This window comes from Streptomyces sp. JJ38 (genome assembly GCF_019303475.1).
In the GTDB taxonomy this organism is placed as follows: domain Bacteria; phylum Actinomycetota; class Actinomycetes; order Streptomycetales; family Streptomycetaceae; genus Streptomyces.
Map to the genome: position 1 here is coordinate 22,854 of NZ_JABLSI010000050.1, position 24,671 is coordinate 47,524.

At 71.0% G+C, this 24,671-nt stretch carries 20 protein-coding genes and 1 pseudogene; 12 read left to right on the forward strand and 9 right to left on the reverse strand.

Going from position 1 to position 24,671, the window contains the following annotated elements:
- The first annotated feature begins 48 nt into the window (after positions 1-48).
- Entirely contained in the window at positions 49-4,050 is a 4,002-nt protein-coding gene (locus tag HPT28_RS22345; protein WP_219092987.1) for a PAS domain-containing protein, read from the forward strand.
- A 125-nt stretch (positions 4,051-4,175) separates the two neighbouring features.
- On the opposite strand, the gene HPT28_RS22350 is transcribed toward HPT28_RS22345, so the two are convergent.
- The 7 genes from HPT28_RS22350 to HPT28_RS22380 all read right to left on the reverse strand — a co-directional run bounded on the left by HPT28_RS22350 (position 4,176) and on the right by HPT28_RS22380 (position 10,965).
- Positions 4,176-5,840 (reverse strand): long-chain fatty acid--CoA ligase, encoded by a 1,665-nt coding sequence (locus HPT28_RS22350; protein ID WP_219092988.1) that lies wholly within the window; start codon positions 5,838-5,840, stop codon positions 4,176-4,178.
- 219 nt (positions 5,841-6,059) lie between these two features.
- Positions 6,060-6,623 (reverse strand): SigE family RNA polymerase sigma factor, encoded by a 564-nt coding sequence (locus tag HPT28_RS22355; RefSeq protein WP_219093005.1) that lies wholly within the window; start codon positions 6,621-6,623, stop codon positions 6,060-6,062.
- A 537-nt stretch (positions 6,624-7,160) separates the two neighbouring features.
- Positions 7,161-7,469 (reverse strand): hypothetical protein, encoded by a 309-nt coding sequence (locus HPT28_RS22360; RefSeq protein WP_219092989.1) that lies wholly within the window; start codon positions 7,467-7,469, stop codon positions 7,161-7,163.
- 191 nt (positions 7,470-7,660) lie between these two features.
- Positions 7,661-8,197, reverse strand: coding sequence for a DedA family protein (locus tag HPT28_RS22365; RefSeq protein ID WP_219092990.1), 537 nt, complete (start codon positions 8,195-8,197; stop codon positions 7,661-7,663).
- Between the two features lie 211 nt (positions 8,198-8,408).
- Complete coding sequence (locus tag HPT28_RS22370) at positions 8,409-9,155, reverse strand: hypothetical protein (RefSeq protein WP_219092991.1); 747 nt, start codon at positions 9,153-9,155, stop codon at positions 8,409-8,411.
- A gap of 158 nt (positions 9,156-9,313) precedes the next feature.
- The gene (locus HPT28_RS22375) at positions 9,314-10,174 is read right to left on the reverse strand and encodes a hypothetical protein (protein WP_219092992.1); all 861 of its coding nucleotides are present in this window, start codon (positions 10,172-10,174) and stop codon (positions 9,314-9,316) included.
- Positions 10,171-10,965, reverse strand: coding sequence for a MerR family transcriptional regulator (locus tag HPT28_RS22380; protein WP_219092993.1), 795 nt, complete (start codon positions 10,963-10,965; stop codon positions 10,171-10,173). The genes HPT28_RS22375 and HPT28_RS22380 overlap by 4 nt, the downstream gene beginning before the upstream one ends.
- Positions 10,966-12,724: 1,759 nt before the next feature.
- Here HPT28_RS22380 and HPT28_RS22385 point away from each other — a divergent pair.
- A complete protein-coding gene (locus tag HPT28_RS22385) occupies positions 12,725-13,291 on the forward strand; it encodes a hypothetical protein (protein WP_219092994.1) in 567 nt (188 codons plus the stop codon).
- Between the two features lie 1,844 nt (positions 13,292-15,135).
- Here HPT28_RS22385 and HPT28_RS22390 read toward each other — a convergent pair.
- Together HPT28_RS22390 and HPT28_RS22395 are read right to left on the reverse strand one after the other, a co-directional pair.
- Complete coding sequence (locus HPT28_RS22390) at positions 15,136-15,699, reverse strand: GNAT family N-acetyltransferase (protein WP_219092995.1); 564 nt, start codon at positions 15,697-15,699, stop codon at positions 15,136-15,138.
- The gene (locus HPT28_RS22395; protein ID WP_191210426.1) at positions 15,696-16,466 is read right to left on the reverse strand and encodes a GntR family transcriptional regulator; all 771 of its coding nucleotides are present in this window, start codon (positions 16,464-16,466) and stop codon (positions 15,696-15,698) included. The genes HPT28_RS22390 and HPT28_RS22395 overlap by 4 nt, the downstream gene beginning before the upstream one ends.
- Positions 16,467-16,891: 425 nt before the next feature.
- On the opposite strand from HPT28_RS22395, the gene HPT28_RS22400 reads away from it, so the two are divergent.
- The 10 genes and pseudogenes from HPT28_RS22400 (at position 16,892) to HPT28_RS22445 (ending at position 24,608) form a co-directional block, all read left to right on the forward strand.
- The gene (locus tag HPT28_RS22400; RefSeq protein ID WP_219092996.1) at positions 16,892-17,119 is read left to right on the forward strand and encodes a hypothetical protein; all 228 of its coding nucleotides are present in this window, start codon (positions 16,892-16,894) and stop codon (positions 17,117-17,119) included.
- 100 nt (positions 17,120-17,219) lie between these two features.
- Complete coding sequence (locus tag HPT28_RS22405; protein ID WP_219092997.1) at positions 17,220-17,390, forward strand: hypothetical protein; 171 nt, start codon at positions 17,220-17,222, stop codon at positions 17,388-17,390.
- Positions 17,391-17,478: 88 nt separating this feature from the next.
- A complete protein-coding gene (locus HPT28_RS22410) occupies positions 17,479-17,757 on the forward strand; it encodes a DUF6284 family protein (protein ID WP_219092998.1) in 279 nt (92 codons plus the stop codon).
- Positions 17,758-17,920: 163 nt separating this feature from the next.
- Positions 17,921-19,015, forward strand: coding sequence for a conjugal transfer protein (locus tag HPT28_RS27195; protein WP_374226999.1), 1,095 nt, complete (start codon positions 17,921-17,923; stop codon positions 19,013-19,015).
- Positions 19,012-19,402, forward strand: a pseudogene (locus tag HPT28_RS22420) (RRQRL motif-containing zinc-binding protein). Before HPT28_RS27195 ends, HPT28_RS22420 begins: the two are co-directional and overlap by 4 nt.
- A 71-nt stretch (positions 19,403-19,473) precedes the next feature.
- Complete coding sequence (locus HPT28_RS22425; protein ID WP_219092999.1) at positions 19,474-19,791, forward strand: hypothetical protein; 318 nt, start codon at positions 19,474-19,476, stop codon at positions 19,789-19,791.
- On the forward strand, positions 19,788-21,404 hold the full coding sequence (locus HPT28_RS22430) for a hypothetical protein (RefSeq protein WP_219093000.1): 1,617 nt from the start codon (positions 19,788-19,790) through the stop codon (positions 21,402-21,404). The genes HPT28_RS22425 and HPT28_RS22430 overlap by 4 nt, the downstream gene beginning before the upstream one ends.
- Positions 21,405-21,492: 88 nt before the next feature.
- Positions 21,493-23,643, forward strand: coding sequence for an ATP-binding protein (locus tag HPT28_RS22435; RefSeq protein WP_308119446.1), 2,151 nt, complete (start codon positions 21,493-21,495; stop codon positions 23,641-23,643).
- Between the two features lie 213 nt (positions 23,644-23,856).
- Positions 23,857-24,333, forward strand: a complete 477-nt coding sequence (locus HPT28_RS22440) for a hypothetical protein (protein ID WP_191210433.1) — start codon at positions 23,857-23,859, stop codon at positions 24,331-24,333.
- A gap of 11 nt (positions 24,334-24,344) precedes the next feature.
- Positions 24,345-24,608, forward strand: a complete 264-nt coding sequence (locus tag HPT28_RS22445) for a hypothetical protein (protein ID WP_191210434.1) — start codon at positions 24,345-24,347, stop codon at positions 24,606-24,608.
- The last annotated feature ends 63 nt before the right edge of the window (positions 24,609-24,671 follow it).

Consider the following 24,671-nt stretch of genomic DNA (forward strand, 5'->3'; position numbering starts at 1 on the left):
CGCCCAGACTGACCGGGCCCCCACGTGCACACAGGGAGGAACGCCGACGTGAGCAGCAGGCCGTCCCGAGGCGCTGCTCGCCTCGCCGCCATACTCGACGCGCTGCCCGACGCACTGCTTCTGGTCAACGCCAACGGCACCGTGGTGAACGCCAACAGCATCGCGCTGGAGACCTTCGAGGCCCCGGGAACCGCGCTGATCGGACGCGGGCTGCTCGACCTGCTGCCCGCCTTCGACTCCAAGCGCATACCGGGATCGATGCGGCGGCCCGAGGAGCAGGTGGAGAGGCGGCAGCCGCCGACGCGCATGGTGGCGCGCCGTACCGACGGCGGCGAGTTCCCCGTCGAGGTCACGAGCGCGAACCTGGCGGACGGCCGGACGCCGTACGAGTCGGCGTTCGAGGCCGCGTACGCCGACCACGGGAACACCTATACCGGCGACGAGCTGCTCATGCTGGTGGTGCGGGACCTCACCGGCACCCTGGACACCGAGGCGGAACTCGCCCGGCAGCAGCGCCAGACGGAGATGATCCTGCGGGCGGCGGCCGAAGGTGTCGTGGGGACGGATGTGGACGGGCGGGTCGTGCTCGTCAACCCGGCCGCCGCTTCGATCCTGGGGTACCGGGCGAGCGACCTGGGCGGACAGCAGCTGCACCCGCTGGTGCACCACTCCCGGGCGGACGGCTCGCCGTTGCCGTACGAGGAGACGCCGCTGGCCGACACGCTCCGGTCGGGGCGTAAGCACCGGGTGCGCAACCAGGTGCTGTGGACGAAGGACCGGCGGCCGGTGCCGGTGGACCTGACGACGGCACCGGTGCGGGACGGCGACCAGCTCGTGGGAGCCGTGCTCACGTTCACGGACCGCTCACCGTTCGACGCGCTGGAGGCGCGGCACGAGCAGCTCCGGGCGGTGATCGGCGACGCGTTGCGCGGGCCACTGGAGGAGCTGCGCCGGGAGTTGAGCGGTCTCACGGCCGACCCGGCCGGGCAGCTGTGGCCCGAGGCGAACCAGGTGCTGCACTACCTGTCCGCCGGCTACGCGCGGATGACGACGCTGCTGGACAACGTCGTGGCCTTCCAGGAGCTGGAGGCGGGCCGGGAGAAGCTCGCGCCGGAACAGGTCGCACTGGACTCGGTCGTGTCGGTCGGCGTGGAGGGCGCGGTCGACCTGATCGGGCCGGGGCGGGTCCAGTTCGCGGTCCACGCGCCGCCCATCCAGGCGGTCGTCGACCCGCGGTGGCTGAGCCTGGCGATCGCGCACCTCGTCGCGGACGTCGCCGGAGTGGACTCGACGGGGAACGCCGTCGGGGGCGGTGCGGGCGGTGCGACGGTCGTCTTGGCCGCGGCCAAGCGCGGCAAGGGCCCCGACGCGGTGATCCGCATCGAGGTGCGTGGCCCCTACGCCGGGGGCAGCCCGGTGCACCAGCCGATGGTACGGGGCGTGGTCGCCCGGCACGGAGGTGTGCTCCAGACGCACGAGCTGCCGGGGGACGGCGTGAACGGCAGCGCGTTCGTGCTGGAGGTCCCGGTCGGTGACGTCGACGAGAGCCTTGCCCCCGCAGCCGCCGAGCCGCCCCAGGCGCAGCCCCAACCGCAGGGCCCGCCGGAGCCGGGGCAGACCCAGCCGGAGCCGGGGGCCGGGCCCGCCGCAGAGCCGGACGGTGCCGTTCCGCCGACGCCGACAGGGCGCAGGGCGCGGCGTGCCCTCCGCTCTCCCGCGGAGGAGCCCTCGGACGGGGCGGGCCAGGGGATGGCCGGTGCCGGGGCTGCGGGCGCGGTTGGCCCGGGCCCCGGAAACACGGACGCACCCGGGCACGCCGCACCGGGCGGCACGGGCGCACTCGGTGAGGGAGCGGCAGGGCTCATTCCGGAGCAGGCGACGCCCGCCGGCGTGCGCCCGGGTACGGGTCGACGCGGCCGCCGGGCCCGCCCGGCGCCGGAGGAGAGCCGTCCGGCGGGGCAACCGGGCGCCGAGGGGGCCCCCACGGGCCCGGGGCCGGGCGCAGGGCCAGGCGCGGGCCCGGGGCCAGACGCCGGCCCGGGTTCAGCCGCGGGCCCCGAGGCGGGCTTTGGCGCGGACCCCAACGCCGGTGCCGGACCGCAGCGGCGTGCCGCCTTCGCCCTGCCGCCCGCAGCCGCCGACCAAGCCGCCGCAGGCCAAGCCGCCGCAGGCCAGTTCGCCGCAGGCCAGAGCGCCGCCGACCAAGCCGCCGCAGGCCAGGGCGCCACGGGCCAGGCGGCCACCCCAGGCCACACCACGGCAGGCCATGCGGCCGTCGCGGGCCAGACCGGGACGCCGCCCGTCGCCGACCGGCCTACGGGACGGCGCCGGAAGCCGAGCCCGCCCGAGGAGGCGCCCGCACCGGCCGAGCACCCCGGCACGCCCGCGCTCGGCAGCCCGGCTCACGGCAGCCCCGCGCCCGGTACCCCGGCGCACGGGAGCCCCGCGCACGGCACGCCCTTCCCCGGGACGCCCGGACCGGGCACCCCGGCACCCGGCACCCCGGCACCCGGCACCCCGGCACCCGGTACCCCCGCCTCCGGCACGCCCGAGCACGGCAGCCCCGCGCCCGGTACCCCCGGCGCCGGGGACGGACAGGGCGGAACGCCCGCCTCGGCCGGCATGGCCGCGCTGGAGCCCGCCCGCCAGGACGACCCCCGCGCCGCGCACCCCGTGGTGGCGAGCAGCCCGATACTGGGCGGGGCGGCACCGGCCCACGCCGAGCAACCGGCACCGCACAGGCCCTCGCTGCCCGCCGGGAACGCCCAGGCGGAGGGCAGCTCGGGCTCGGGCATCAGCGTGCGCACCCTCGGACAGGGCGTGCCGTTCGCCCGGCCCGCCGTGGAGGATCCCGCCGCCGAAGCCCCCGCCCCACCGGGCGCGGCCGCCCCACCGGGTACTCCTGCCCAGCCCGGCGTCCCGGCCCATCCGGGTGCCCCCGCGCCACAGGCGTCCGGCCCCCAGGCCTCCGCCACGGAGGCGTCCGCCTCACCGCACACGCCCGCCGCCGGAACCGGCAGGCGCCGCAAGCTGGCCACACCGCCGCCCGAGGGTGAACGGGCCTCGACCGCGACACCCGCCCAGGGTGTACAGCACCGGCGCGCCCCCGCCGCCGCCCCCGAGAGCCACAACCTCCCGGCGCCCACGCGTTCCCACGCCGCGGCACCGGCCGCCCCGCACCCGGCCGCCCGGGAGTTCGCCGTCCGGGCGCCCGAGGCCGGTGCCGACGAGGGGCCCGAGCCGCTGGACGGCCCGAACGGCGCCGTGGAGGTCCGCAACGCCGCCTCCGGCACGCCGCCGCACCCCATCGACGTCGACGACGAGCTGCCGCCCGAGCCGCTGGACAACCCGCGCCGTCTGCTCGTCTGGCCCGAGCCCGACGTCTCCACGCAGCAGGCGCTGAGCGAACGCGGTTACCGTCCGGTGATCGTCCACTCGCGCGACGAGGTGGACGCACAGATGGCGGCCTATCCGGCGGCCCTCTTCGTCGACCCGCTCACCGGGCCCATCACCCGGACCGCGCTGCAGTCCCTGCGGCAGGCCGCCGTGGCCGCCGAGGTGCCCGTCCTCGTCACGGCGGGGCTGGGGCAGGCCAGCCGGGAGGCCGCGTACGGCGCCGACCCGGCCGTGCTGCTCAAGGCGCTCGCCCCGCGCGACAGTGAGCAGCACCCGCCACGCGTGCTGCTGGTCGAGGAGCAGCCGGCCATCGCGGAGGCGTTCAAGGCGACGCTGGAGCGGCGCGGCATGCAGGTCACGCATGCGCCGAGCGACAGCGAGGCGGCGGCGATGGCGGCCCAGGTCCGGCCGAACCTCGTCGTCATGGACCTGCGCCAGGTCCGCCGTCGGCGGGCGGGCGTCCTCGACTGGCTGCGGGTCAACGGGCAGCTGAACCGCACCCCGTTCGTCGTCTACACCTCCGCCCCGATGGACCCGTCCGAGCTGAACCTGCTGGCCACCGGCGAGACGGTGCTCTTCCTCGCCGAGCGCTCGACCAGCCCCGACGTGCAGAACCGGATCGTGGACCTGCTGGCCAAGATCGGCGCCAACTGACCCCTGGGCGGGCCCGTGGGAGGGCCCCTGGGTGGGCCCTGGGCCTGAACGCCGGGCCTGAATCCCGGGCCTGAACCGAGGACGGCGGCGGCGAACCCCGCGCCGTCCTCGGCCCCATGGCGCGGCTACAACGTCGTGACGTCCAGCTCACCCTCGGCGTGCCGCTTCCGCAGCAGCTTCTTGTCGAACTTGCCGACCGACGTCTTCGGGACCTCCTGGATCACCGTCCAGCGCTCCGGGAGCTGCCAGCTCGCCACGTGCTCGCCGAGGAACGCGCGCAGGGCCGCGAAGTCCGCCTTCGCGCCCTCCCGCAGGACGACCGTGGCCAGCGGTCGCTCGCCCCACTTCTCGTCCGGCACGGCCACGACGCACGCCTCGGCGACGTCGGGGTGGGACATCAGGTGCCCCTCCAGTTCGACGGACGAGATCCACTCGCCACCGGACTTGATCACGTCCTTGGCGCGGTCGGTGAGCGTCAGGAAACCGTCCGGGGAGATGGTGCCGACGTCGCCGGTGCGCAGCCAGCCGTCGGGGCTGAACTTGTCCTCGGGACGCAGCGGTTCGTCGCTGAGCGCGCCACCGTAGTAGGCGGCGGCGATCCACGGACCGCGCACCTCCAGCTCGCCCGTGCTCTCGCCGTCCCAGGGCGCGAACGTCCCGTCCGGCGCCGCCAGCCGAGCCTCGACGGACGCGGGCAGCCGGCCCTGCGTGAGCCGGTACGCCCAGCTCTCGTCCTCGCCCACACCGGCGGGGACGCGCGCGACGGTGCCGAGCGGCGACGTCTCCGTCATGCCCCAGGCGTGGATCAGCGTGACGCCGTGCCGCTCCTCGAAGGCCCGCATCAGGCTCGGCGGACAGGCGGAACCGCCGATGACCACTCTGCTCAGGGAGGAGATGTCGCGCGGGTTGGCCTCCAGCTCGGCCAGCAGGCCCTGCCAGATGGTCGGCACCGCGCCGGACACCGTCGGACGGACGGTGGCGATCATCTCCGCGATCGGGCCCGGCTGAAGGAAGCGGTCGGACATCAGCATCGACGCCCCGGCCATGAACGCGGCGTGCGGCAGCCCCCAGGCGTTCACGTGGAACATCGGGACCACCGGCATGACGATGTCGTTGGCCGTGAGCGCGAAGGCCTCGGCGGAGTTGACCTGCATCGCGTGCAGGTAGACGGAGCGGTGGCTGAACAGCACGCCCTTGGGGTCACCGGTCGTGCCGGAGGTGTAGCAGAGGGCGGCCGCCTGCCGCTCGTCGATGTCCGGCCACGCGTACGTCGTCGGACGGCCGCCGATCAGCTCCTCGTACTCGTGTACCCGCACACCACCGGCCGCGGCGGCCTCGGTCAGGGCCGCCCGGTCGCCCGCCCCGGAGACGACGACGTGCTCGACGCTCTTGATCTGCGGCAGCAGCGGCACGAGCAACGGCAGCAGCGTGCCGTTGACGATGACGACGCGGTCCGCCGCGTGGTTGACGACCCAGGCCAGCTGGGCCGGAGGCAGCCGCAGGTTCAGCGTGTGCAGCACGGCGCCCATGGCGGGAATCGCGAGGTACGCCTCGACGTGGTCCGAGTTGTTCCAGCAGAGCGTGCCGACCCGTTCGTCACCGGTGACGCCGAGTTCGTCCCGCAGACCGTGGGCGAGCTGCGCCGACCGCGCGCCGATCTCGGCGAACGAACGCCGCTGCGGCTCGCCCTCCCCCGTCCAGGTGATGACCTCGGCCTTCCCGTGGACGGTCCGGCCGTGCTCCAGGATCCGCGCTACCTGAAGGGGTACGTCTTGCATCGTGCTCAGCATGGGCCTGCCTCCCGAGACCAGCTACGTGCGGGTAACGCGCTGATTCTGGGCCCCGCTAGACCGCATGTCACTACCTGGTGACCGTGTCGTAAGCGACAGCCGAATCCGGCGGCCGACGGCCGCCCCCGGCCGCAGGCGAGACGCCGTCCGCCGCAGGTGGCCGCAGGACACACCGGCCCTCGCGGGTGGCCGTGCGTCGCCGCAGGCCGCCGTTCCGCGTCAGGCCGCCGCGTCCAGGGCGTCCGCCGTCAGCTGCGGGTCCTCGCGGAGCTTGGCCAGCGCCCTCGACACGGCACTCTTCACCGTACCCACGGACACCTCCATGATCTCGGCCGTCTGCGCCTCGCTGAGGTCCTCGTAGTAGCGCAGGACCACCATGGCCCGCTGCCGCGCGGGCAGCTTCATCACCGCACGCCACATCGCGTCGCGCATGGCCTGCTGCTCGGCCGGGTCGGGGCCGGGCCGCGGCTCCGGCTCGGGCAGTTCCTCGCAGGTGAACTCGTCCACCCGGCGCTTGCGCCACTGGGAGGTCCGCGTGTTGATCAGCGCGCGCCGCACATAGCCGTCCAGGGCGCGGTGGTCCTCGATGCGCTCCCAGGCGAGGTAGGTCTTGGTCAGCGCGGTCTGCAGCAGGTCCTCGGCGTCGCAGGGATCCGCGGTGAGCGAGCGCGCGGTGCGCAGCAGCACGGGGCCGCGCTGGCGCACGTACGAGGTGAACGAGGGCGTCCCGGCCGACGCGGCGGGCCCTGCGGACGGGGCCGACACGGCGGACGGGGCCGACACGGTGGACGGGGCCGACACGGTGGACGGGGCCGACGTCACGGAGGGCGCCGACGCCAGCTCCGTGACGTCCGCCACACGCTTGCCGGAACGCGCGGCGGTGGAGGCCGCCGCGTCGGCAGACGGCGAACGGCGCGGAACGAGCGGCGTGACAGTGGCGCCGACAGGGCCGGCGACGGGCGCGGTGTTGCCGACGGAACTCCCAGGCGTGGTCATGTCCTCAACGCTATGAGCCCTCGTCCCGGCCGGGGATCGGCCGGAAGTGCCGAGCCCTCTCCCCCTCAAGTTGTAGTGCCGTCTCCGCCTGCACCTCCCAGGGGTGGAGGGGCGACCCCCACCCCTAGGGGGTGCCTCCCTGAGGGGGCCCGCACGGGAGGCGGGGGACCGGCCGGCGAGCACCTCGTCGGCCGCGCGCGGCAGGCCGGGCCACCGCACGTGAGAAGGCCGTGAGGCCACACCGGAGCGGTGCGGCCTCACGGCCCGTGCCTACCTCACAGGTCCCCCCTCGGCGCCGACCTTCCCCAAGGAGCGCCGGCCCGGTCACCTCATCAGGTCCCAGAAGTTGATCGCGACGGTGCCCTGGTCGATCGTCGTGAGGCCGGGGCCGTTGGCGCTCGCGTTGTTGGCCTGGTTCGAGGCGCCCCAGCCGGTCGCGGCCTGCTGGTTCGTCGTCGAGTTGCCGTTGTTGTTCCCCATCACCCCGCTGCCCACGCTGCTGACCACGCTCGCGTTCGATCCATCCCCCGCGAACGCGCCGTTGTCGGCCTGGGCCACGCCCCCGAACACCGCCACGGTGAGCGGCAGGGCCGCGGCTGCGGCGATGAGGCGAGCGGTACGGACACGTGCCATGTCGGATTCCTCCAGAACGGAACTCGGTTGTCGTGCCGGGCGGTTGGCCTACCACCCGAGCGGAACGACGTCGCGACCCCACGCTGCCCGCCCCGCAGCCGCCACACCCCCGCTCCGCATCGTTTCCCCCGCAAGCATGACGACTTACCGATAAACTCGAATACATCCCAGTTCACCCCCGCAGCGCACACCTATAACCGCCCGGCCGGGCCCAGGGCGTAGCCCGCCAGCACGAACACGGGTGCCCACGTCGCGCTGCTCAGCACGGTCCACAGCACATAACGCCGCAACGGCATGCCGGCCGCCCCGCACAGCGTCGGGACCACGGTACGCAGCACCCCCGTGAACCGTCCGATGAACACGGCTCCCCCGCCGCGGCGCTCGATCAGCGCCAACCCCCGCTCGGTGCGACGCTGCCATTTCAGCAACCGCCGCGACGAGCACGGCCGCGGCACCACCCCGGCCGGCACCCGCGCCCTCCACCGCCTCCCCGCCACATACCCGACGACGTTGCCCAACACCCCGCCCACCAGAGCCGCGACGATCGCCGCCACCACCGGCACGTGGCCGTGCCACGACAGCACCCCGCCCACCACCAGCGCCGTCTGCCCGGGCACCAGCACCCCGACCACCGGTAACGCGGCCTCCAACGCCGGCAGGACCAGCACGACCGCGAGTATGCCGAGAGCGCCCCACGCCACGGCGTGCTCGGCCAGCCAGGCCACCATCAGCCGGTCACCCCCTCCTCCACCCTCTCCACCGGGCGGCTGCTCCAGTCCTCACCAGCCAAGCCGCTCCCGGTCGCGGCTCGCACGACCCGGCGAGCCCGGTCCGTTCACCTCCGCCCCCGGCCACCGACGCCGTCTGCTCCGCACACGAAAAGAGGCGCCCCCGTCCGGGGACGCCCCTTCCCGGGCCCGGGCCGTGAAGCCGCTGGCCTCAGGCGCCGGGCCCCGCGGAAACACCCACCTCGACGCGCTCGTCCTCACCGGACTCCTCGCGCAGCCGGGCGGTCTCGCGCTCGGCGCCGTCCAGCCAGCGCTCCCACCGCTGCTGCATGGGACGCACCAGGCCGCCGCCGACGCCGACGACCAGGATGCCGCCGACCGTCGCGAGCACCGTGACCAGCACCGGGACCGTCACGGAGACGGCGACCCCGATCTGGTTGAGCGCGGCGATGATGCCGAGGCCGAGCAGGAACACCGCCGCCGTGTTGGCCAGCAGCCGCCCGTACGAGACGCCGCTGAGGGCAGCGCTGATCAGCGTCTTGACCGCGTTCGCGATGGCCGCGACGACGATGACGATGACGATCGCGACAATGGCCTTCGGAATCCAGGCGACGACGCCCTTCAGCAGGTCACTGATCGGGTTGGGTCCGAAGACGGAGAACGAGACCTGCAGGACGATCAACAGGACGGCGTAGTAGACGAGCTTGGCGATGATGTCGATCGCGTCGAACTGCGAGCGTTCGAGGACGCGGTCGAGCCCGCTCTTCTCGGTGACGCGGCTGAAGCCGACCCTGTCGAGAACGGTCCGCACCAGCTTCGCCAGCATTCTGGCGATGATCCAGCCGATGAGCAGGATGACGAGAAAGGCGGCCAGCTTCGGCACGAACGTCGCGACCGAGGTGAACGATTCCTCGATCCCGGATTCGAAATCGATGGCGAGCAACGACGCATGACGCATGGGGGATTCCTCGGATAGGCGTTGTAACCAGCCCGGACTACCACGACCGGTACCGCCCTTTCCCGCCGTCCGGCCGCCGTTCACCCCATTGCCCTAACCGACGCCTCGCCACCTCAATGCACATACGAAAAAAGACCGTTCGGAATTTCCTCCCACCGTCAGTCGCCCCGCCCCGCCGTGGTGGAACCATCCCGTGCCCTGAGCGCGGCCACCACCGCGCCCGGGTCCTCCGCGTAGAAGCGGAAGGCACGGGCCTCGACGGGCCTCCCCAGAGCCCGAACGAACCGCACCGGCTCGGCCAACTCGACGGTGACCGTCGTCTGGGCCGCCACGGCCATGTCGGCGACCCCTTGCTCGTCCACGGCGGCCAGCCTGCCCTCCGGGAACGTCCGCTCCAGGCGGACAGCGGCCATGCGCTCGGCCGGGACGCGGATGTCCACCAGCGCCCCATACCGCAGGCGCAGTGACCCGTCGGCCCCGATCACGTGCGGCCGCACCACGCAGGAAGCGTGCAGGGCGACGACGAAGTAGCAGCCCCAGACGTCCACGACGAGCGTGAGCGCGTGCACCACCGGCCAGGGGACCAAGAGCGCGAGGGCCACCGTCTCGACGACGCAGGCGAACAGGAACGCGCCCATGACCGCCGTCTGCCCCGGGGCGTACGCGACGGGCAGGTCGCCCTCGCGCACGCCGTGCGGGCCTCGGCGCGTCACCCAGCGGAGAAAGCTGGTGAAGAGGAAGAACTCGTGGGCGGTCAGCTTCCGCACGGGCGCCGGGACGGCGTCGTCGACCGCGGCGAGCAGCGCCGCACGGCCACGAAGCCCCGCGCGGCGGTGCCGCCGGACGTCCAGGAGGAGCAGCGTACCGGCGGCCGCCACGACACCTACTACCGCGAGCTCCACCGCGAGCCGGGCCCCCGGTGCCACCCGCACCCCGCCGACCACGCACAGCACGAGCACGAACTCCAGCGGTACCAGCGCGGCGAGCGACCAGCGCACCGCCCTCCGCAGCGCCCTCACCGCGCACGCTCCCGCAGCAGCTCCACGGCCCGGCGCACGGCCGCGGCCTGGGCCGGCGCGAAATCGGCGAAGAACGCCCCCGCGAAGCCGCCGCCCTCCCCCACCTCGCCGCGCTCGGGGAGAGCCAGCGCCCGCGCCACCTCCTCCGGAACGCTGTCGACGATCGCGCGTGCCGTCGGCTCCACCCGCGGGTCATCCTCGGCCGCCTCGGCGAGCTCGTCCAGTCGCGCGTAGACCTCATAGGCCCGCCGCATGGCCTCCGGATCGGCGCTGAGGCTGCGCACCATGGCGTCGAGCCAGCCACGGTCGCCGCCCGGCGACGCGGTGTCCAGCAGAGCCATCAACTGCCGCTCCTTGGCCGCCATCGCCGGCTCGGGCCCCGGCAGTCGCGCGGAAGCCCTGGTCATGTCGGCGAAGAGCCCGGCCAGTTCCGGGGTGACGGGCGACTCGTCCGGCAGCCGACCGCCCTCGGCCTGGCGCAACAGCTCCGCCAGCCGCACCCGGCGCCGTCGAATGGACTCCTCCTGACGGGCAAGGTCGGCGTCGAGCTCGGTCAGTACCTCGGCCAGCTCCTTGCCCGCGTCGTCGGCGAGCACGTCCCTGACCTCGTCGAGGCTGAGCCCCAACTCCGTGAGCCGACGAATCCGGGCCAGCTCGACGGCGTCCCGCAGCGCGTACTCGCGGTAGCCGTTGGCCTGCCGCGGCGGCTCCGGGAGTAGGCCGATGCGGTGGTAGTGCCGTACGGCCCGAGTCGTGATGCCGGCGAGACCGGCGAGCTCTCCGATGCGCATGGGCCCAGTACAAGCGTTGCCGTAGCGACAAGGTCAAGCCCACGACACCGCCCCCGGCACGCACGGGCACCGGCGGCGCACGCAACCGGCCCCTGACCGTTTGAGCTGGTCAGGGGCCGGGAGCGGTGGCTTCAGCGCGGAGGCGGTGGGATTTGAACCCACGGTGACATCGCTGCCACGACGGTTTTCAAGAGAGACACCGTCGTGCTTCCCCTAGAGCCTCTGACCTGGGGCAATGGTGTGGCTAACGCTTCTGTCAGCTCCTCTTGGCCCACATATGGCCCACGCCCCTCTGGTCGGAGCCGAGTCTCAGTGCTCGCTGCCTCGGGCATGCCCGCAAAGAGACCCCGCCCCGGGGACAATAATGTCAGTCCTGGATGTCGGCGGCACACCTCCGGGACCGGGCAAACCGCCAAAAGCTCATCCGGCAGGTCCGCCGCCCATCGTCCTCCCGCTGAGTGAGGACGAAGCCGGCGGACGTCACGGGCTGGCTGCACTCGGGACAGGCCGAGACGGTCATCCGGCGAACCCTTAACGGAGTGCCCCCTTCGTTCCGAAGCAATTTGAAGGAGCCTTCGACCTTGGGCCGATGCGCCTCTCACCTGCTTTGAAGGTCCGCAGGCATACGTGTGTGTCCGCCGCTGCCCCTCGGCGTTGTCACGCAGTTAGACACTCACGCGTCTGCGGTGCTGTTCCTAGAAGACAGGAGTCCGAGCGCAGGCGAGTCGCTACTGCCGCTGCACCCGCTGCTCTACCAAACCTCCACCTACCAGATCGTTTGGCATGTCCCTCTCGTGCGCAGGCGGGCGAGGACGGGTTGATCGAGCCACCGGGACTGCGGCCCCCAACACCGCTGCCCCCGTGCTGATCGGGACGGCGAGCCTGGGACTGATCCAGACGCTGACGGTTACGCCCAGAGCCAGCACGCCGATCAGGACCCTGGCGGGATGACGGCCGGCCACCTTACTGGCCTTGCTGTAGAGGGGTACATTCATGTGCGGCACCTTCTTCGGACGACTCGCTATCGAGTGGGTGTGAACGCGGCCTCCTGTTGCCCCAGGGGGCCGCTCGTCGTTGCCGACGTGCCGTCACTTTCCTTCATCTGGCGCCGATTTGCCTGCTAGCCTGCGAGACCCTTTCGCCCGCATGTAGCTTATAACGGTCGTACGGCGAAACCTGCTGGTCAGGGCACAAGTCCGATGCGGGCCAAAGGGTCGAACCGTCTGAGACGCCGACTCAGTGACCCTTTCGCCCGCATGTAGTTTCTATGATCGTACGGCCAAACCCGCTGGTCAGGGGCTGTGCACGATGCGGGCCAAAGGGTCAGATAGGGGCTGACGTGCCAAGAAACGCTGATCGCCGCGCGCACCGGATGGCTGCCCTGCAGGGCCAGCTCCCGCGCTTGCGGGAGGCCACTAGGGAACTCTGCTCGCTCCATACGCGCGGGGGACTCTGGCCATCACACATACGGATCAGGTCCGAGTTTTTCAGCGGGTCGCCATACAGGACGCCGCCTATAGCGCGTATATCAGCACCGCGAGGGATCAACCTGCAAGTTTACTTGCTCGGGCTATTCGAGGCTCAGACTAGAAAAAGAGATGGGATGGCGGGACCATGCCCGCTGCCGATTCTAGGCACTCGCCATGAGGTGTCTTGGTCCAAGATCGTGGTGTCTGCGGCTAGGCAAAATATGCAAGCAAAGGTACCAGTCACTGCGGCACAGAATCGCGCTCGCCAGATTAAGTCCGCCTTCAAGCGGTTGGCAGACGAGAACCTCGCTGTGCGAAATATTGGAGATCCAGCGAATCCTTTTCCGCTGATGCTGCTTCATGAGTCTGGAAGCGCCCACTTCGAGAAGTACGGGTACACCGTTCCGGAGTGGTATGAGAACACGCCGTCAACGGTATCGCTTCATGTGAACTTCTTCAGAGAGGGTTGGGTGTACCTGCTGACTCCTGCTGAAATCCGCATGTATCTAGTGCTCAACCATCTAGCCCCTCGCTTCCCTGACGTGCATGCCGAGCGTGGTGTCTACATCTCGGAACAAGACAGAATGTGGAGGTACGACTTGTCGCGAGACATTTATGAGGCACACCTAACCCTGTCGCGATTCGGTCTTGTGGAAAAGGTTGACGATAAGACCCGCCACGCGGACGGCAAGATGATCAACTACAGCGAAAGAGCGGCGCGAGGGGAATTCGCATCCCCGCATCGCTTCAAGGTTGCGCCTGATAAGTCTCTAAGAGAGCCAGCCTGGGAAAGGATAGAAAGGGCCCTCATGAACTACCCTCCCACCTTTGAGCAAATGAAGAGAAAGCGAGGGTAATGGTAGTTGTTCGGCTGACGCGCACGAGGTCGGCGGAGCGGCTTTGGGCTGGAGTTTCAATGGGCGAGTCAAACGCCGCGATGTGCGAGCAGTAGCCGAAAAAGTGGTGAGCTCAGGTCCTGACCTGAGCCAAGTAATCGATCGACGCTGCGAGCTGCGACCTAGCTGTCGGTTGATGTCAGCGTTGGTCGTCGTTGACACCCTCCGACGGCCCAGTGACGGCCCCGTCGCCTGCCTGGCTCACCGGGCTGGAAGGATGACGCGACTGATCATCGACCGCCGTGGCTTGCGGCCAGATCTTCGGCGCCATGATCTGTTGCTCCATTGGCGGCCCATGCCGATGTGTGCACATTGATGCCATTCAGCATGTTCGGACGTAAGATGCTACATCAGTGCGAGGCAAGGAGGCCTCAAACGTTTGGGGGAGTGCGTTGACTCTGCTGCTTACGTGCGTAACGCACGACTTTGTGATTCAAGCATCCGACCGGAGACTCACTTTCCTTAATGGAAAAATCGCGGAGGAAGTCGCGAATAAAGCGACCCTGTTTGGCAATGTGGGAAATTTCGCTTTTACTGGCCTATCTCGATGTTCTCATCGAGAAACAAGCGACGAGCTTCTCATGCGGTGTCTCTCTGTGGGCAATCTCCCGCTAGTTGACTTGCTTGATGGTTTGGCTAAAAGCGCTGCCCGTGATATCCGAAACCTTCCCTTGGGTGTGAGGCCTAGAGACAGGCGGGCTGTTCGTCGGACTTCATTCGTCGGAGCTGGCTACGTTGGCTTGAAGCACCCCGGTCGATTCAACCTTCCACATAGCTCAGACGAGCTGCAAACATTCCTTTGCGTCGTGAGTAATGCTCAGGATCTCAGTGAGGCATGGAGGGAGGAAGCTGATCAGGAATTCTCTGTGCATCTGGGTTGGCTCCCGCCGGAGCGGAGACACATGCTCCACGTGGCGGGCCAGCCTTTGCTTACCCAAGAGAGGATCCAACTGGAAAGGGGGTTGCGAAAGACCCTTGGCAGAGTTACTCACCCAGAGCCCATCGCTCGCCTGCTGACGAGAGCGGTACGTCAGGTATCCGCAAGAAACGTCACCGTTGGCCCCAACGTGATGTGCACTATGACGCGAAGAGCGAATGTTCGCGATAAGGGAAACGTCAGCCTTGGAGGCGGGCTAATCCCGATTGTGCATGGGCATCAGAGCGAGGCGTCCTACTTTCACCGGGCGCGGGGTGGTACGTCTGGACCGGCAAGGTGGATCTACTCTCCCGCCGACTCCTCAGCTGCAGACCACTATGGGCCGAACTATGCATCGTCTGTAATGATGATGAAGGGCGTGTACTTCGGCCGCCAGGAGCCCTCGAAGTCCAGTTAGGTCGGTGGAGCGGCTTTGGGCTGGAGCTGCTTTGGGGCGAGTGATCATGGCCCCATAAGCTTCCGGCGCGTGGGGCAGTCTGTGGACCTGCCCGCTAAAGCACGACGTTGGGGCCGTGATCTTAGTTGCTCGCCCCAAAGTGGCTGCCTAAAGCCGTGGAGCCGACCGCCCCAGCCACAACATGTTCTGACCCATGCCGCCCGGCTAACCCTTACCAGGGCGCGCGTCGGCGCAGAGAGGGCCGAAGGCAGGAGCGGCGCCCGCAGCGGATCCGGGAAGCGCGCCCGGCGGAGCGGAGCGCGGCCGGGGCTTGATGAAATAAGGAAAGTCGTACCGCACTCGGGATCCGACGCTTCTCGATTCCCATCGCCTGATCGACACAAATCTGGTGTGACCTGCCGGATTGCTGGGCCGCAAGGACAGGCCCAGCCGACTTCACTCATGGCAGTCAAGCGGACAAGCCGCGCTTGCCTATCGGCCCAAAGGTTCCGGATCGGGTGTTGCGTCCACGAAGCCGTGGTCTGCGGGGCCGGTGAGGCGTTGGGCCAGCCAGCCTGAGACGCGGGGGCCGCCGTTGACAGCCGTGCCCTCGCGGACGGTGCGGACGTGCTCGAAGCCACGCTGAAGGTAGTAGCGCTGAAGACCTTCGTTCGTGGTCCACGCATCGAGCCTGAGCCACTTGGCACCGGCGCGGTACGCCCGGTCGCCTGCCCAGTCGAGGAGTCTCGCGCCCAGGTTCGCGCCGGCGTGGGTGCGCGCAACGGTGAGCTTGGTGATGAACATGGACGGCTCGCTGAGTTCCTCGTCGGTCCACAAGCCCTCTTCGGCTGTGGCGTCCACGGTGATGGTGGCCGCTGCAACCGGGCCGTCGTCCAGCATGAAGACTGATCCGGCCTCCACAGCGGTGAGTAGCCGGTCCGCGGGGTAGGGCCGCTGCCACTGGTCGGAGCCGAGCTGGAGGAGCCACGAGGCCGCTTCCTCGCGGAAGGCGAGGAGCTGGGCGACGTCTTCGGGCCGAGCCGATCGAATGATCACTGGGTGTTCCCTTCCCGAGCGGCCAGGCTGCCGATCTCGTAGTTCATCCGGTTCAGGTCGCCTCGGAAAGTGGTGACGGTGGACCGGATCGGGCGTTCCTCCGAGTAGCCGGTGCGGGTCCAGAGGAGTACCGGGACGCCCGCGCCGATCTCCAGCATTCGCGCTTCCTCTGGGGTGGGCATGCGGGTCGCGATCTCGTCGAAGTACCCGACCTGTTCGACTCCGTGCGCCGCCAGGTACCTCGTCGTTCCCTCCGCGATGTCGCCCGGCTCAGCTAGTCGAGGAGCCTCGTCCACTAGCCACGACGGGTAGTGGGTCGCCTGCGTGGACCAAGGGACGTCGTCCACGAAGCGGTGGCAGAACCGGAGTACCGTGCGCGATCCCGGTTCCACCTTGAGCCGGTGTGCCACGTCCTCGGGAGCCGGCCGGATCTCGACACGGAACGTCTGGTGCGGCCTGCGGCCGGCGTTGGCCACATCGGTGCTGTAGGCGTCCCCATCCTGGGGGAAGCTCAGGTTCTCGAAGCGCGAGGCGTTCAGCTCGAACACCTCGTGCTTCGCCACCTCGTATCCCAGCCCTTGGCTAGAAGTCACGAGTCCCTGGGACACCAGCAGCCCGAGTCCGGAGCGGACCGTGTTGCGCGACGCCTCGAACCGAGCCGACAGCTCGCTTTCCGAGGGCAGCCGCGACCCCGGCGGGTAGGTGCCGCTGTCGATCTCGCGGCGCAGGGCGTCCGCCACCTGTCGGTACTTCGGCTGCTTGCTCATGCCTCCATCATCACTCACTCGCTCAACTTGTTGGTACATGCAGGCTCCCATCGCTTGACACGGTCACTGCTTGTAGGCAAGCATCAACTCATTCAACTTGTACCAACAAGTTGAATGAGTGGAACCTGTTCTCTGGGGTTCTGTTTGCTGCGCCCGGACGGCCCCGTGAGACGGGCCGAAAGGCAGCGCTCGTGCATTGAGAACTGAACAGCGCGACGAGGTCGCCGCCTCCTCCGATAAGGCGGCCAGCGCGGCAGAGGTCCGCGCAGTACAGCCATCCGTGGCCGTGTGGTCACGGGCCGGTTGCCTCCTCCGCCCGTCTCGTACGGGCGGAGCCGAGGGGAGCCGGAATCCCGCTCCGAAGTGAAGCGCCACCTGGGGGGCATCCCAGGTGGCGCAGACAGGCACCTGAACTGGAGGCACCTGTGAGCACGATGATCGCTGGCCCGCCGCGTGCGGGCAACACCCATCCGACTCTCACCGAGTCCGGCGGCGAGGAGAACCGGCCGCCGCTGCCGATCCGCAGCCCCGGAGAGACGCTGCCGCCCGAGCGGCGGGGTGAGCAGATGCTGGCCGAGCTGCTGACCGACTGGTCCCGCAGCACCTCGCCCTCGGCCGGGCGCCGACTGGTGGCCGGGGGGTGGCTGCGGTGAACCCCTCCATCGCCCAGGCCGGGATGACCGACGAGGAGCGTGAGGAGCGCTCGCGCAAGCTGGCCGAGGTCAACCGCCGCTCGCTCAAGGGCAGCGGAAAGTGAAGCGTCGTCGCGGCTGGGCCGCGATCGGCAACACCGGAACCGCCTGGTGGGGCGACTGCCCCCGGTGGGCCGACGCCCAGCGAGCGGCCGGGCTGACGGTCGCGACCGTCGTCATCATCGGCCGCCGCTGGCCCTGCACCTTCTGCCAACTCCACCTCACCCACTGACACGACGACACCCAAGCGCGGGGCGGGCCCCGGCCGTATGGCCTCGGTCCGCCCCGCTGCGTCGTCCATGCCCCTGTTTGGAGGCACCATGAACACCTACCTGCACCTGGTCCCCCCGCTCGGCAGCCCCGTCCCGGACGAGGAGGGCGAGCCGACCGCCGCCGACCTGGCCGCCATCGAAGCCGAGCTGCCCGCCATCGAGGCCGAAGTCGAGCTGCTGGGCGTGGAAATCGCGCTGCTGGACAGGCCGATGACCGAGCTGGACGCCCGGCGGTTGCGCCGAGCCGCCACCCGCGCCCAGAACCTCCTGCGCGACCTGACCAACCGCGCCCCCGTCCATCTCCTGAGTGACGGCGGTGCCGCATGACCAACCACCCGACGCCCACCGCTGATGCGGCGCGAGCGGAGGTGCGGGCGGAGTTCGCCCCCACCTCCGCCAGGGCCTCGCTGTTGATCTCTGCGCTTGGAGCCCTCCTCGCCCTGGCCGCCGTCTTGGCCGTGATCGGGGGTGCGCGGTGAACGGTGCCGCGTTGAGCACACCGCAGAAGGTGGTGCTGACGGCCGCGTTCGTGCCCATGCTGGCCACCGGGATCGCCGGCGGAATCGGCACCTACACCAACGTCGCCGCCGCCTACGGGCAGGGCACGGCGGTTGGTGCCGTCGCAGCCGGCGAGGGCGCCACCGCCGTCCTCGCCCTGGTCCTCCTCGGTCTGACCATGCTGGGCCAGTCGGCCCCGGCCGTGGTGCGAGCCGGGTTGTGGCTGCTGCCGGCAGCCGCGTCCGCGATGGCCGTCACCGCGGCCGACGATCCGGGCCAAGCCGTCATCTACGCCATCACCCCCATGGGTATGACCGTCGCCGCCGAAGGCATGGCCTTCCTGGCCCGGCGCATCGTGGTTCACCAGCACGGACGGGACGTCGAGGCCGAAGCCCGCGCGGCCGGTGCAGTGCGGGCCCTGGCCTACCACCGCGCCCGCGCCGCTCACCACCCCACCGGGTGGGTCCGCAAGGCGTCCGAACACCGCTCCTGGCGCCTGGCCCGCCGCATCGGCAACGGTGACACCACCCTGGACGCTCAACTCCTGACTGTTCAGCGCGAGCGGATGCAGGCGGGCGCCGAAGCAGCCCTGGTCGACATGTTCGGCACCGCCACACCACCCCAGCTCCCCGCCACGGACCGTCCCGCGCTGGCCACGGCAGAACGGCGGGACGTGCCCCAGGTGGATCCGGCCGGTGCCCGCATGCTGCCCGTCGTCACCCGCCCGAGAACGGTCACCGACCCGGCCACCCCGCCGGTCACCGAGGCGGTCACGTCGGCGGAGCCGGTGAGGGTTCCGGCCTGGACGGTCGGGCCGTTCTGGGACGACCGCCCCCGCCCGGTCGTGGCGGCCGCTGCCGAGCCGCGTCAGGTGGTCACCGAAGCGGTCACCGAGATGACCACCACCCCGGCCGGGGAGATGACCGCCGGTGAGCTGCGCCGGGCGGTCCGGCGGTTGAACCGACAGGCGGTCAAGGAGACCGGACGCCCGGTGACCATCGGCCGCCTGCGCACCGACCTGGGCCTTACCCGCCGTGCGGCCACCGACCTACGCCGCCAGGTCGTCACCGCGCCCCGCGCCTCATGACCAGCCTGGGCCGCGCCGACTGCTTCGACCCCGACGGCGTACGGTTCGGCGTCCCCACCTACCCCTGGCGCCTCGCCCCCCAAGGGCTGGCCACGCGGCGTCAGCTCCGCGCCCTCGGGCTGCGTCCCGGCGGACAGGAGGTGGCCGCGCAAGTGTTCCGACCGCGCCGCCGGGGGGCGTGAACCGCTGGTCGCCTACCTGTACCGGATCGACGCCGCCAAGCCCGTGCGTCCGATGACGCCCGCGAAGTGGGCCGCACTCGGGCGGGCACTGGCCGCGCGCCGTGTCTGCCCCGACTGCGGGCAGGACGCCGGTTACACGATCTCCACGTCGTTGGGCACCTGCGTGCCCTGCCACGACCGGCCCTCCGCCGCCCTGGCGGCATGAACGTACGAGCCCGGCCGCCCACCTACCACAGCACGCGGCCGGGCTCACCTCCCAACCGGAAGGACTGTCTAGTGAACCAGCACGCCAAGCACCGTGTCCTGCGGACGGCAGCCGCCGCCGTCTGTGCCCTGCTCGCCGCCGCTCAGGTGCGGGAGCTCGTCGCCCACCAGGTGCCCTGGCACCTGGTGGGCGTCTGCGGGAGCGCCCTGTTCCTGGTGATGTTCGGCGCCGTTGACCGGCTGGTCGCTCGCTTCTTCACCGTCCGGCTGTCCTGCCCGGACTGTGACTTCGGAGTCGAGCTGACGGGCGCCGACTCCGCCGAGGTGACCCGCTGGCGGGCCGCCACCGCGAACCACCCTCACCACGGGCCCACCAGGGAGGTTCGATGACCGCCGACCTGCACACCACAACGTCCACGGCCGACGCCGGGACCACGGCGCCCGTCCCCACGGCCCCGGCACCGCGCCGTCCGGACCCGGGCGACGCCTCGACCCCGGGACCGGCCCACACGCCCGGTGGCATCCCCGCCGTCCCGATGGCGGTGATGGCCGCCAACAGCGTCGTCGGCGGCGTTTCGGCGGCTGCGCTGGCAGCCGGACCCATGGCCGCGCTGGCCGCCGTGCTCGGGGCCGGGATGCTCACAGCCGGTACTGCCGCCGCCCGCCGTACCACCAACCGCCGCCGCTCCACCGGCGTCGGGACCGGAAACGGCAGCACGCGGCCCAGCCCCGGGCGAACCGGCGCCCGCACAGCACACGGTTCGGGCGCTGGCACCAGCACCGGACGTCGGTCCGCCGGCAGCGGTGGCCGCACCGGGACGGGAACGGTTTCGGCGGGCACCCGGTCGGCGAGTTCGACAAACCGGCCCGGCAGGACGGGCCTTGCCGACCGCAGCGGCATCAAGGCAGGGAGGGTTCCGGGCGCGCGCTTGGCGTCGTCAGCGGGCGGAGTGCGGGAGCTGCGCCGCCAGCAGGCCGCCGCCACACCCACCCGGGCTCAGCGGCGCCAGCAGCAGACGGCGGCCCGCCGTGAGGTGGCCGACGCCCGCCGCGCCGCCAGAGCCCACCGCAGCAGCGTGGGCACCGGCCCCGGGACCAAGTCCCAGCCCAGCCGCAACAGCAGCTCAACTGCTCTGGGCCACAGCAGCGGTTCAGCCTCGTCGTCACCTCGTGCCCGCAACGCCGCAGCGAACAGCGGCGGCGGGAAGTCGGGGCGCCGCTCACCCGGCCAGGTGGTGCGGTCGGTGCCGGCCACGCTTCGGGCCGCACACCGCAAGCGGCAGGACGAAATCGCGGACCTGCGAGCGAAGCGGGCGCAGAAGGCCCGGATGGCCGCGTCCGCCCGCAGAACCCTGCTGCGAGCCCTGGTGCGGGCCCGGCTGCGCTACCTGGCCCGTGCCCTCCCCGCAGCCGCCCTCGCCCTCCCGCTCGGGCTCCTCGGCCTGCTGACCACGCCGCTAGGCCGGAAGCTCGGGTGGGCGTGGCTGATGTACCCGGGCCGGCGGCTGTACGCGGCGATGACCGCCACTGCCCGCGCACGCCTGACCGAGGACCTCGCCCAGGCCGCGTCGAACGATGACGAGCGCGAGGACGACGAGATCAGCGACCGCGTGCCGCGCGGCCGCAACGCCAACACGACGGAAGGAACCGGTATGGACGACGGTCAGTTCGGGTTCGCCGAGGCGGCTGCCGAGATGGAAACCGCAGCCCAGAAGTACGACCCCGAAAGCATGATGGAGGTCATGGCGGCGATCCACTCGATCCCGGAGGGATTGCAGTCCATCGCCAACATCTTCGCCCTCCTCGTCGAGCGCTCGGACGCCGAGTACCCGATGGACCCGGCCGTGGGCGAAGCCCTCGCGGACGTTCACCACCTCCTCACCCAGGCCGTCACCGGCGCCGAGGAGGTCTGCAAGACCTTCGGTACCGCACACGAGGCCGACATCGAGCGTCTGGAAGCGCCTCGCAACGGCGAGGAGAAGTGGAACTACCTGGGCGACTGACCCCCGCCCATCGCACCCTCACGGGCCCGGCACACCACGTGTGCCGGGCCCGTCTTCTTACCCACTGCCCTTGCGTGAAGGGAGCACCGTGACCCCCAACCCCGCATCCGAACCGGCCTCCGGCCGTGTGTCCCTGGCCAAGTCGCCCACCCGCAGGAAGCCGGCCGCAGGGCGGGGCGGGCCACCGCTGGACTGGGCCGCCACCCACGGCCCTGTCTCCGGTGCCGTGTCCGCCGCCACCGGCGCCGGCGCACTCGCCCTCCTCGGAGCCGCCACCGGCATGCCGGCGGGCTGGCCCCTCCTCGTCGGCGCCGCCGGAGCCCTCGGGCACGGCATCGCCCACAGCCTGATTCGCCGCATGACCGCCCGCACGCTGGCCACCCGCGCCACCTCATGGCTGCTGGCGGGCGGCTGGACGAGCTGGGCCATCGCCACGGACCCCCTTTCCTGGACCGCCGTCGGCACCCTGGCCGCGCTCGGAGTCGGGATCGGGGCCGCCGCGACCAACGCCGCCGTCCACGAAGAGGTTGCCGAGGAAGAACGCCTCTCCGCCCAGGCCCGGGAGGCGGCACGGGAGCTGTCGGCCGAGCGGCGGGCCGTCGCCGCCGAATGGAGCGACCGCATCGCCCGCGTCACCGGCGTCCAGGCCCGCGTCTTCGCCGTCGAGTCCTGGGCCAGCGGCGCCGGGTTCTCCCTGGCCGCCGAACTCCCTGGAGACGGCGCCACCTGGGACCGCATCCGCGCCAGGGCACGGGCTCTGGCGGCCGACGCGCGGTTGCCGCGCGGCTGCGTCGTCCACGTGGAGGAAGGCGACGTTCAAGGCCGCGTCGTCCTCGACGTCCCCACCCGCAACGTCATGGCCGACACTGTCTCCTACCCAAGCGACTACGGGCCGTTGTCGGTGCTCACGGGCATTCCCTGGGGGCTGCTGCCGCACTCCGAGCCCGTCACGCTGCACCTGCGGGAAGCCTGTGCGCTGATCCTGGGCCCGCCCGGGTCGGGCAAGTCCACCTTCCTCGATGCGGTCCTCGCGGGCTTCGCCCGCTGCACCGACGTCCTGACCTTCGTCATCGACCTCAAGCAAGGCGCCGTAGGTATGCCCTGGGCCCGCCCCTACCTTGAAGCCGAAGGGCTCCTACCGCCCGTCTCCGGCTACCCCGCAGCGCCGCAGGGGGTGCGGCCGGGCGTCGACTGGATCGCGGGCACCACCACGGAAGCCATCGTCATGCTTCAGACGGTGCTGGCGATCAACAAGGCCCGTCAGGCCGCTTACCAACAGCTCATGGCCCAGGCCAATACGACCCTGCTCCCCGTCAGCCCTCGCCTGCCGCAGATCATGGTCGTCGTCGACGAGGGTGCCGAAGCGCTCTCCGCCGGGCCCCGAGACAAGGAGCGCCGTCGGGTGGGTGAGCTGATCCGGGAGGGCATGCGCACCACTCGTGCTATGGGCATCCGCTTCGTCCTGACGGCCGTGGACGGCAACCTGTCGGCCATCGGTGACACCCAGGTCCGCAAGTTCTCGCCTGTCGGCGTCGCGCTCACCTCTGGCGAGTCCGCCGGAAACAACACCGGCAAGCTCTTCCCCGGAGCCAGGATCGACACCGGGCAGTTGAACGAGGCCGGTGCCGGCGTCATCGGCAACGCCCGCCGCGAGGGCTTCGCCCCCACGCCGTTCAAGGGCTGGCACACCACGCCCGGCATGGTTCGCGATGTCGTCATCGCCACCAGCAACCGCCGCCCCACCCTGGACGACGTGTCCGTGCGGGCTGCCGGGGACGCCTACGCCCAACGCTGGAGTCCCGAGCGGGCCGGATGGATGTGGAACGACGGGCTCATCCCGGCCACGACCACCGACAAGGCGCCGGAGAAGGACGCCCCGGGCGAGCGGCGGCCGGGGCTGAACCTGGCCTACAAGCGACGCGAGGACGAGGCCGACGCCGCCGTCGCCCGCCTCATGGACGCCATCGACAGCCGGTACGGCACCACCCCCGAACCCAGCCCGAGTCAGGCCATGCCGGAGACCGCGTCGGGACACGAGGGGCCCGAGTGGCTCACTGCCGCGATGGCCGCGATCAAGGACGCGGGCGCCGCCGGGATGAAGCCGGGCGCCGTCGCGGACCTGGTCGGCCGAAGCCGCCAGGCCGTCCGCGATGCCCTCAAGGCAGCGGCTGAACGAGGCGAGCTGGTCTACCGCGACAACGGCCCGCACTCCGTCTACGTCCACCCCGATCACGCCTGAGAACGCCTCACACAGGGCTACTGGCTACTGCCTACCGGCAACTTGCCACTAGGCAGTAAACGGCCCTCAGAAGGCTCCCTGAGCCTCTTCAACAGGGCATTTGCCAGTAGCCACTAGCCAGTAGTCACTGACCACTAGCAACACGCACCGTGACCCCCGGCTGGGCGGCACCCACACCCCGGGTGCCGCCCAGCCGCGTCGAAAGGACCCCGTGTGCACGCCGACACCCGCCACCAGATCACCACCCTCGCCCTCCACCAACTCCCCGCCCCGGCGCCCGTCATGCAGCTCCGCGAACTCCCGCCCGGCGTCGAAGTCGTCACCCTTCCCGGCGGCATCCGCACCCTCGCCTACACCCAGCCCTCCGCCGCGCCCGCGCCGCAGACGAGTCCGGCCGGGGCGCCGATCCCGACCTGGGCCAAGACGACGGCCCTCCTCACCCCCACGGTCGGTGGCGGCATCACCGTCGCCGGTATCGGACTCTCCTACGCCGCCCCGGGACTGATCGCCATGAGCCATGCCCTGTGGGCCGCCGCCGCCCTCGTCGCCGCAGCCGCCGTCGCCGTCCCCCTCCTGCTGACCGCTGCCCGCCGTCGCCCCGACGCGACGGCGACGCCGCCTCACATCACGCAGAACATCTCCGCCACCGGCCTCTTCGGCCGCGCCAACGGCACCATCAACCACCACTGAGAGAGGCACGCATGCGACTGCGCATCCGCCGCATCACCTGGCCCCGGCGGGCCATCGTTCTCGCCGACACCCCGCGTCCCGACTGCCGCGACTGCGGCGGGGAGGGCGGCAACGCCTACGACTACGGCGAGCCCTTCACCGGCGAGTACGCCGGCACCGACTGGGAGCCCTGCCCCTGCTGGCACGAGGACCGCCGCTGGGTTCTGATCCCGCTCCCCCGCCGCCGGCCCCGCCCCACCTCCCGCAGCGGCTACTGCGACGAGCCGCCCTTCTAGCTACGCCGAGGGCGGCCCCCTCACGCCAATGACCGGGGCCGCCCTCGTCTCCCAGCACTCAAC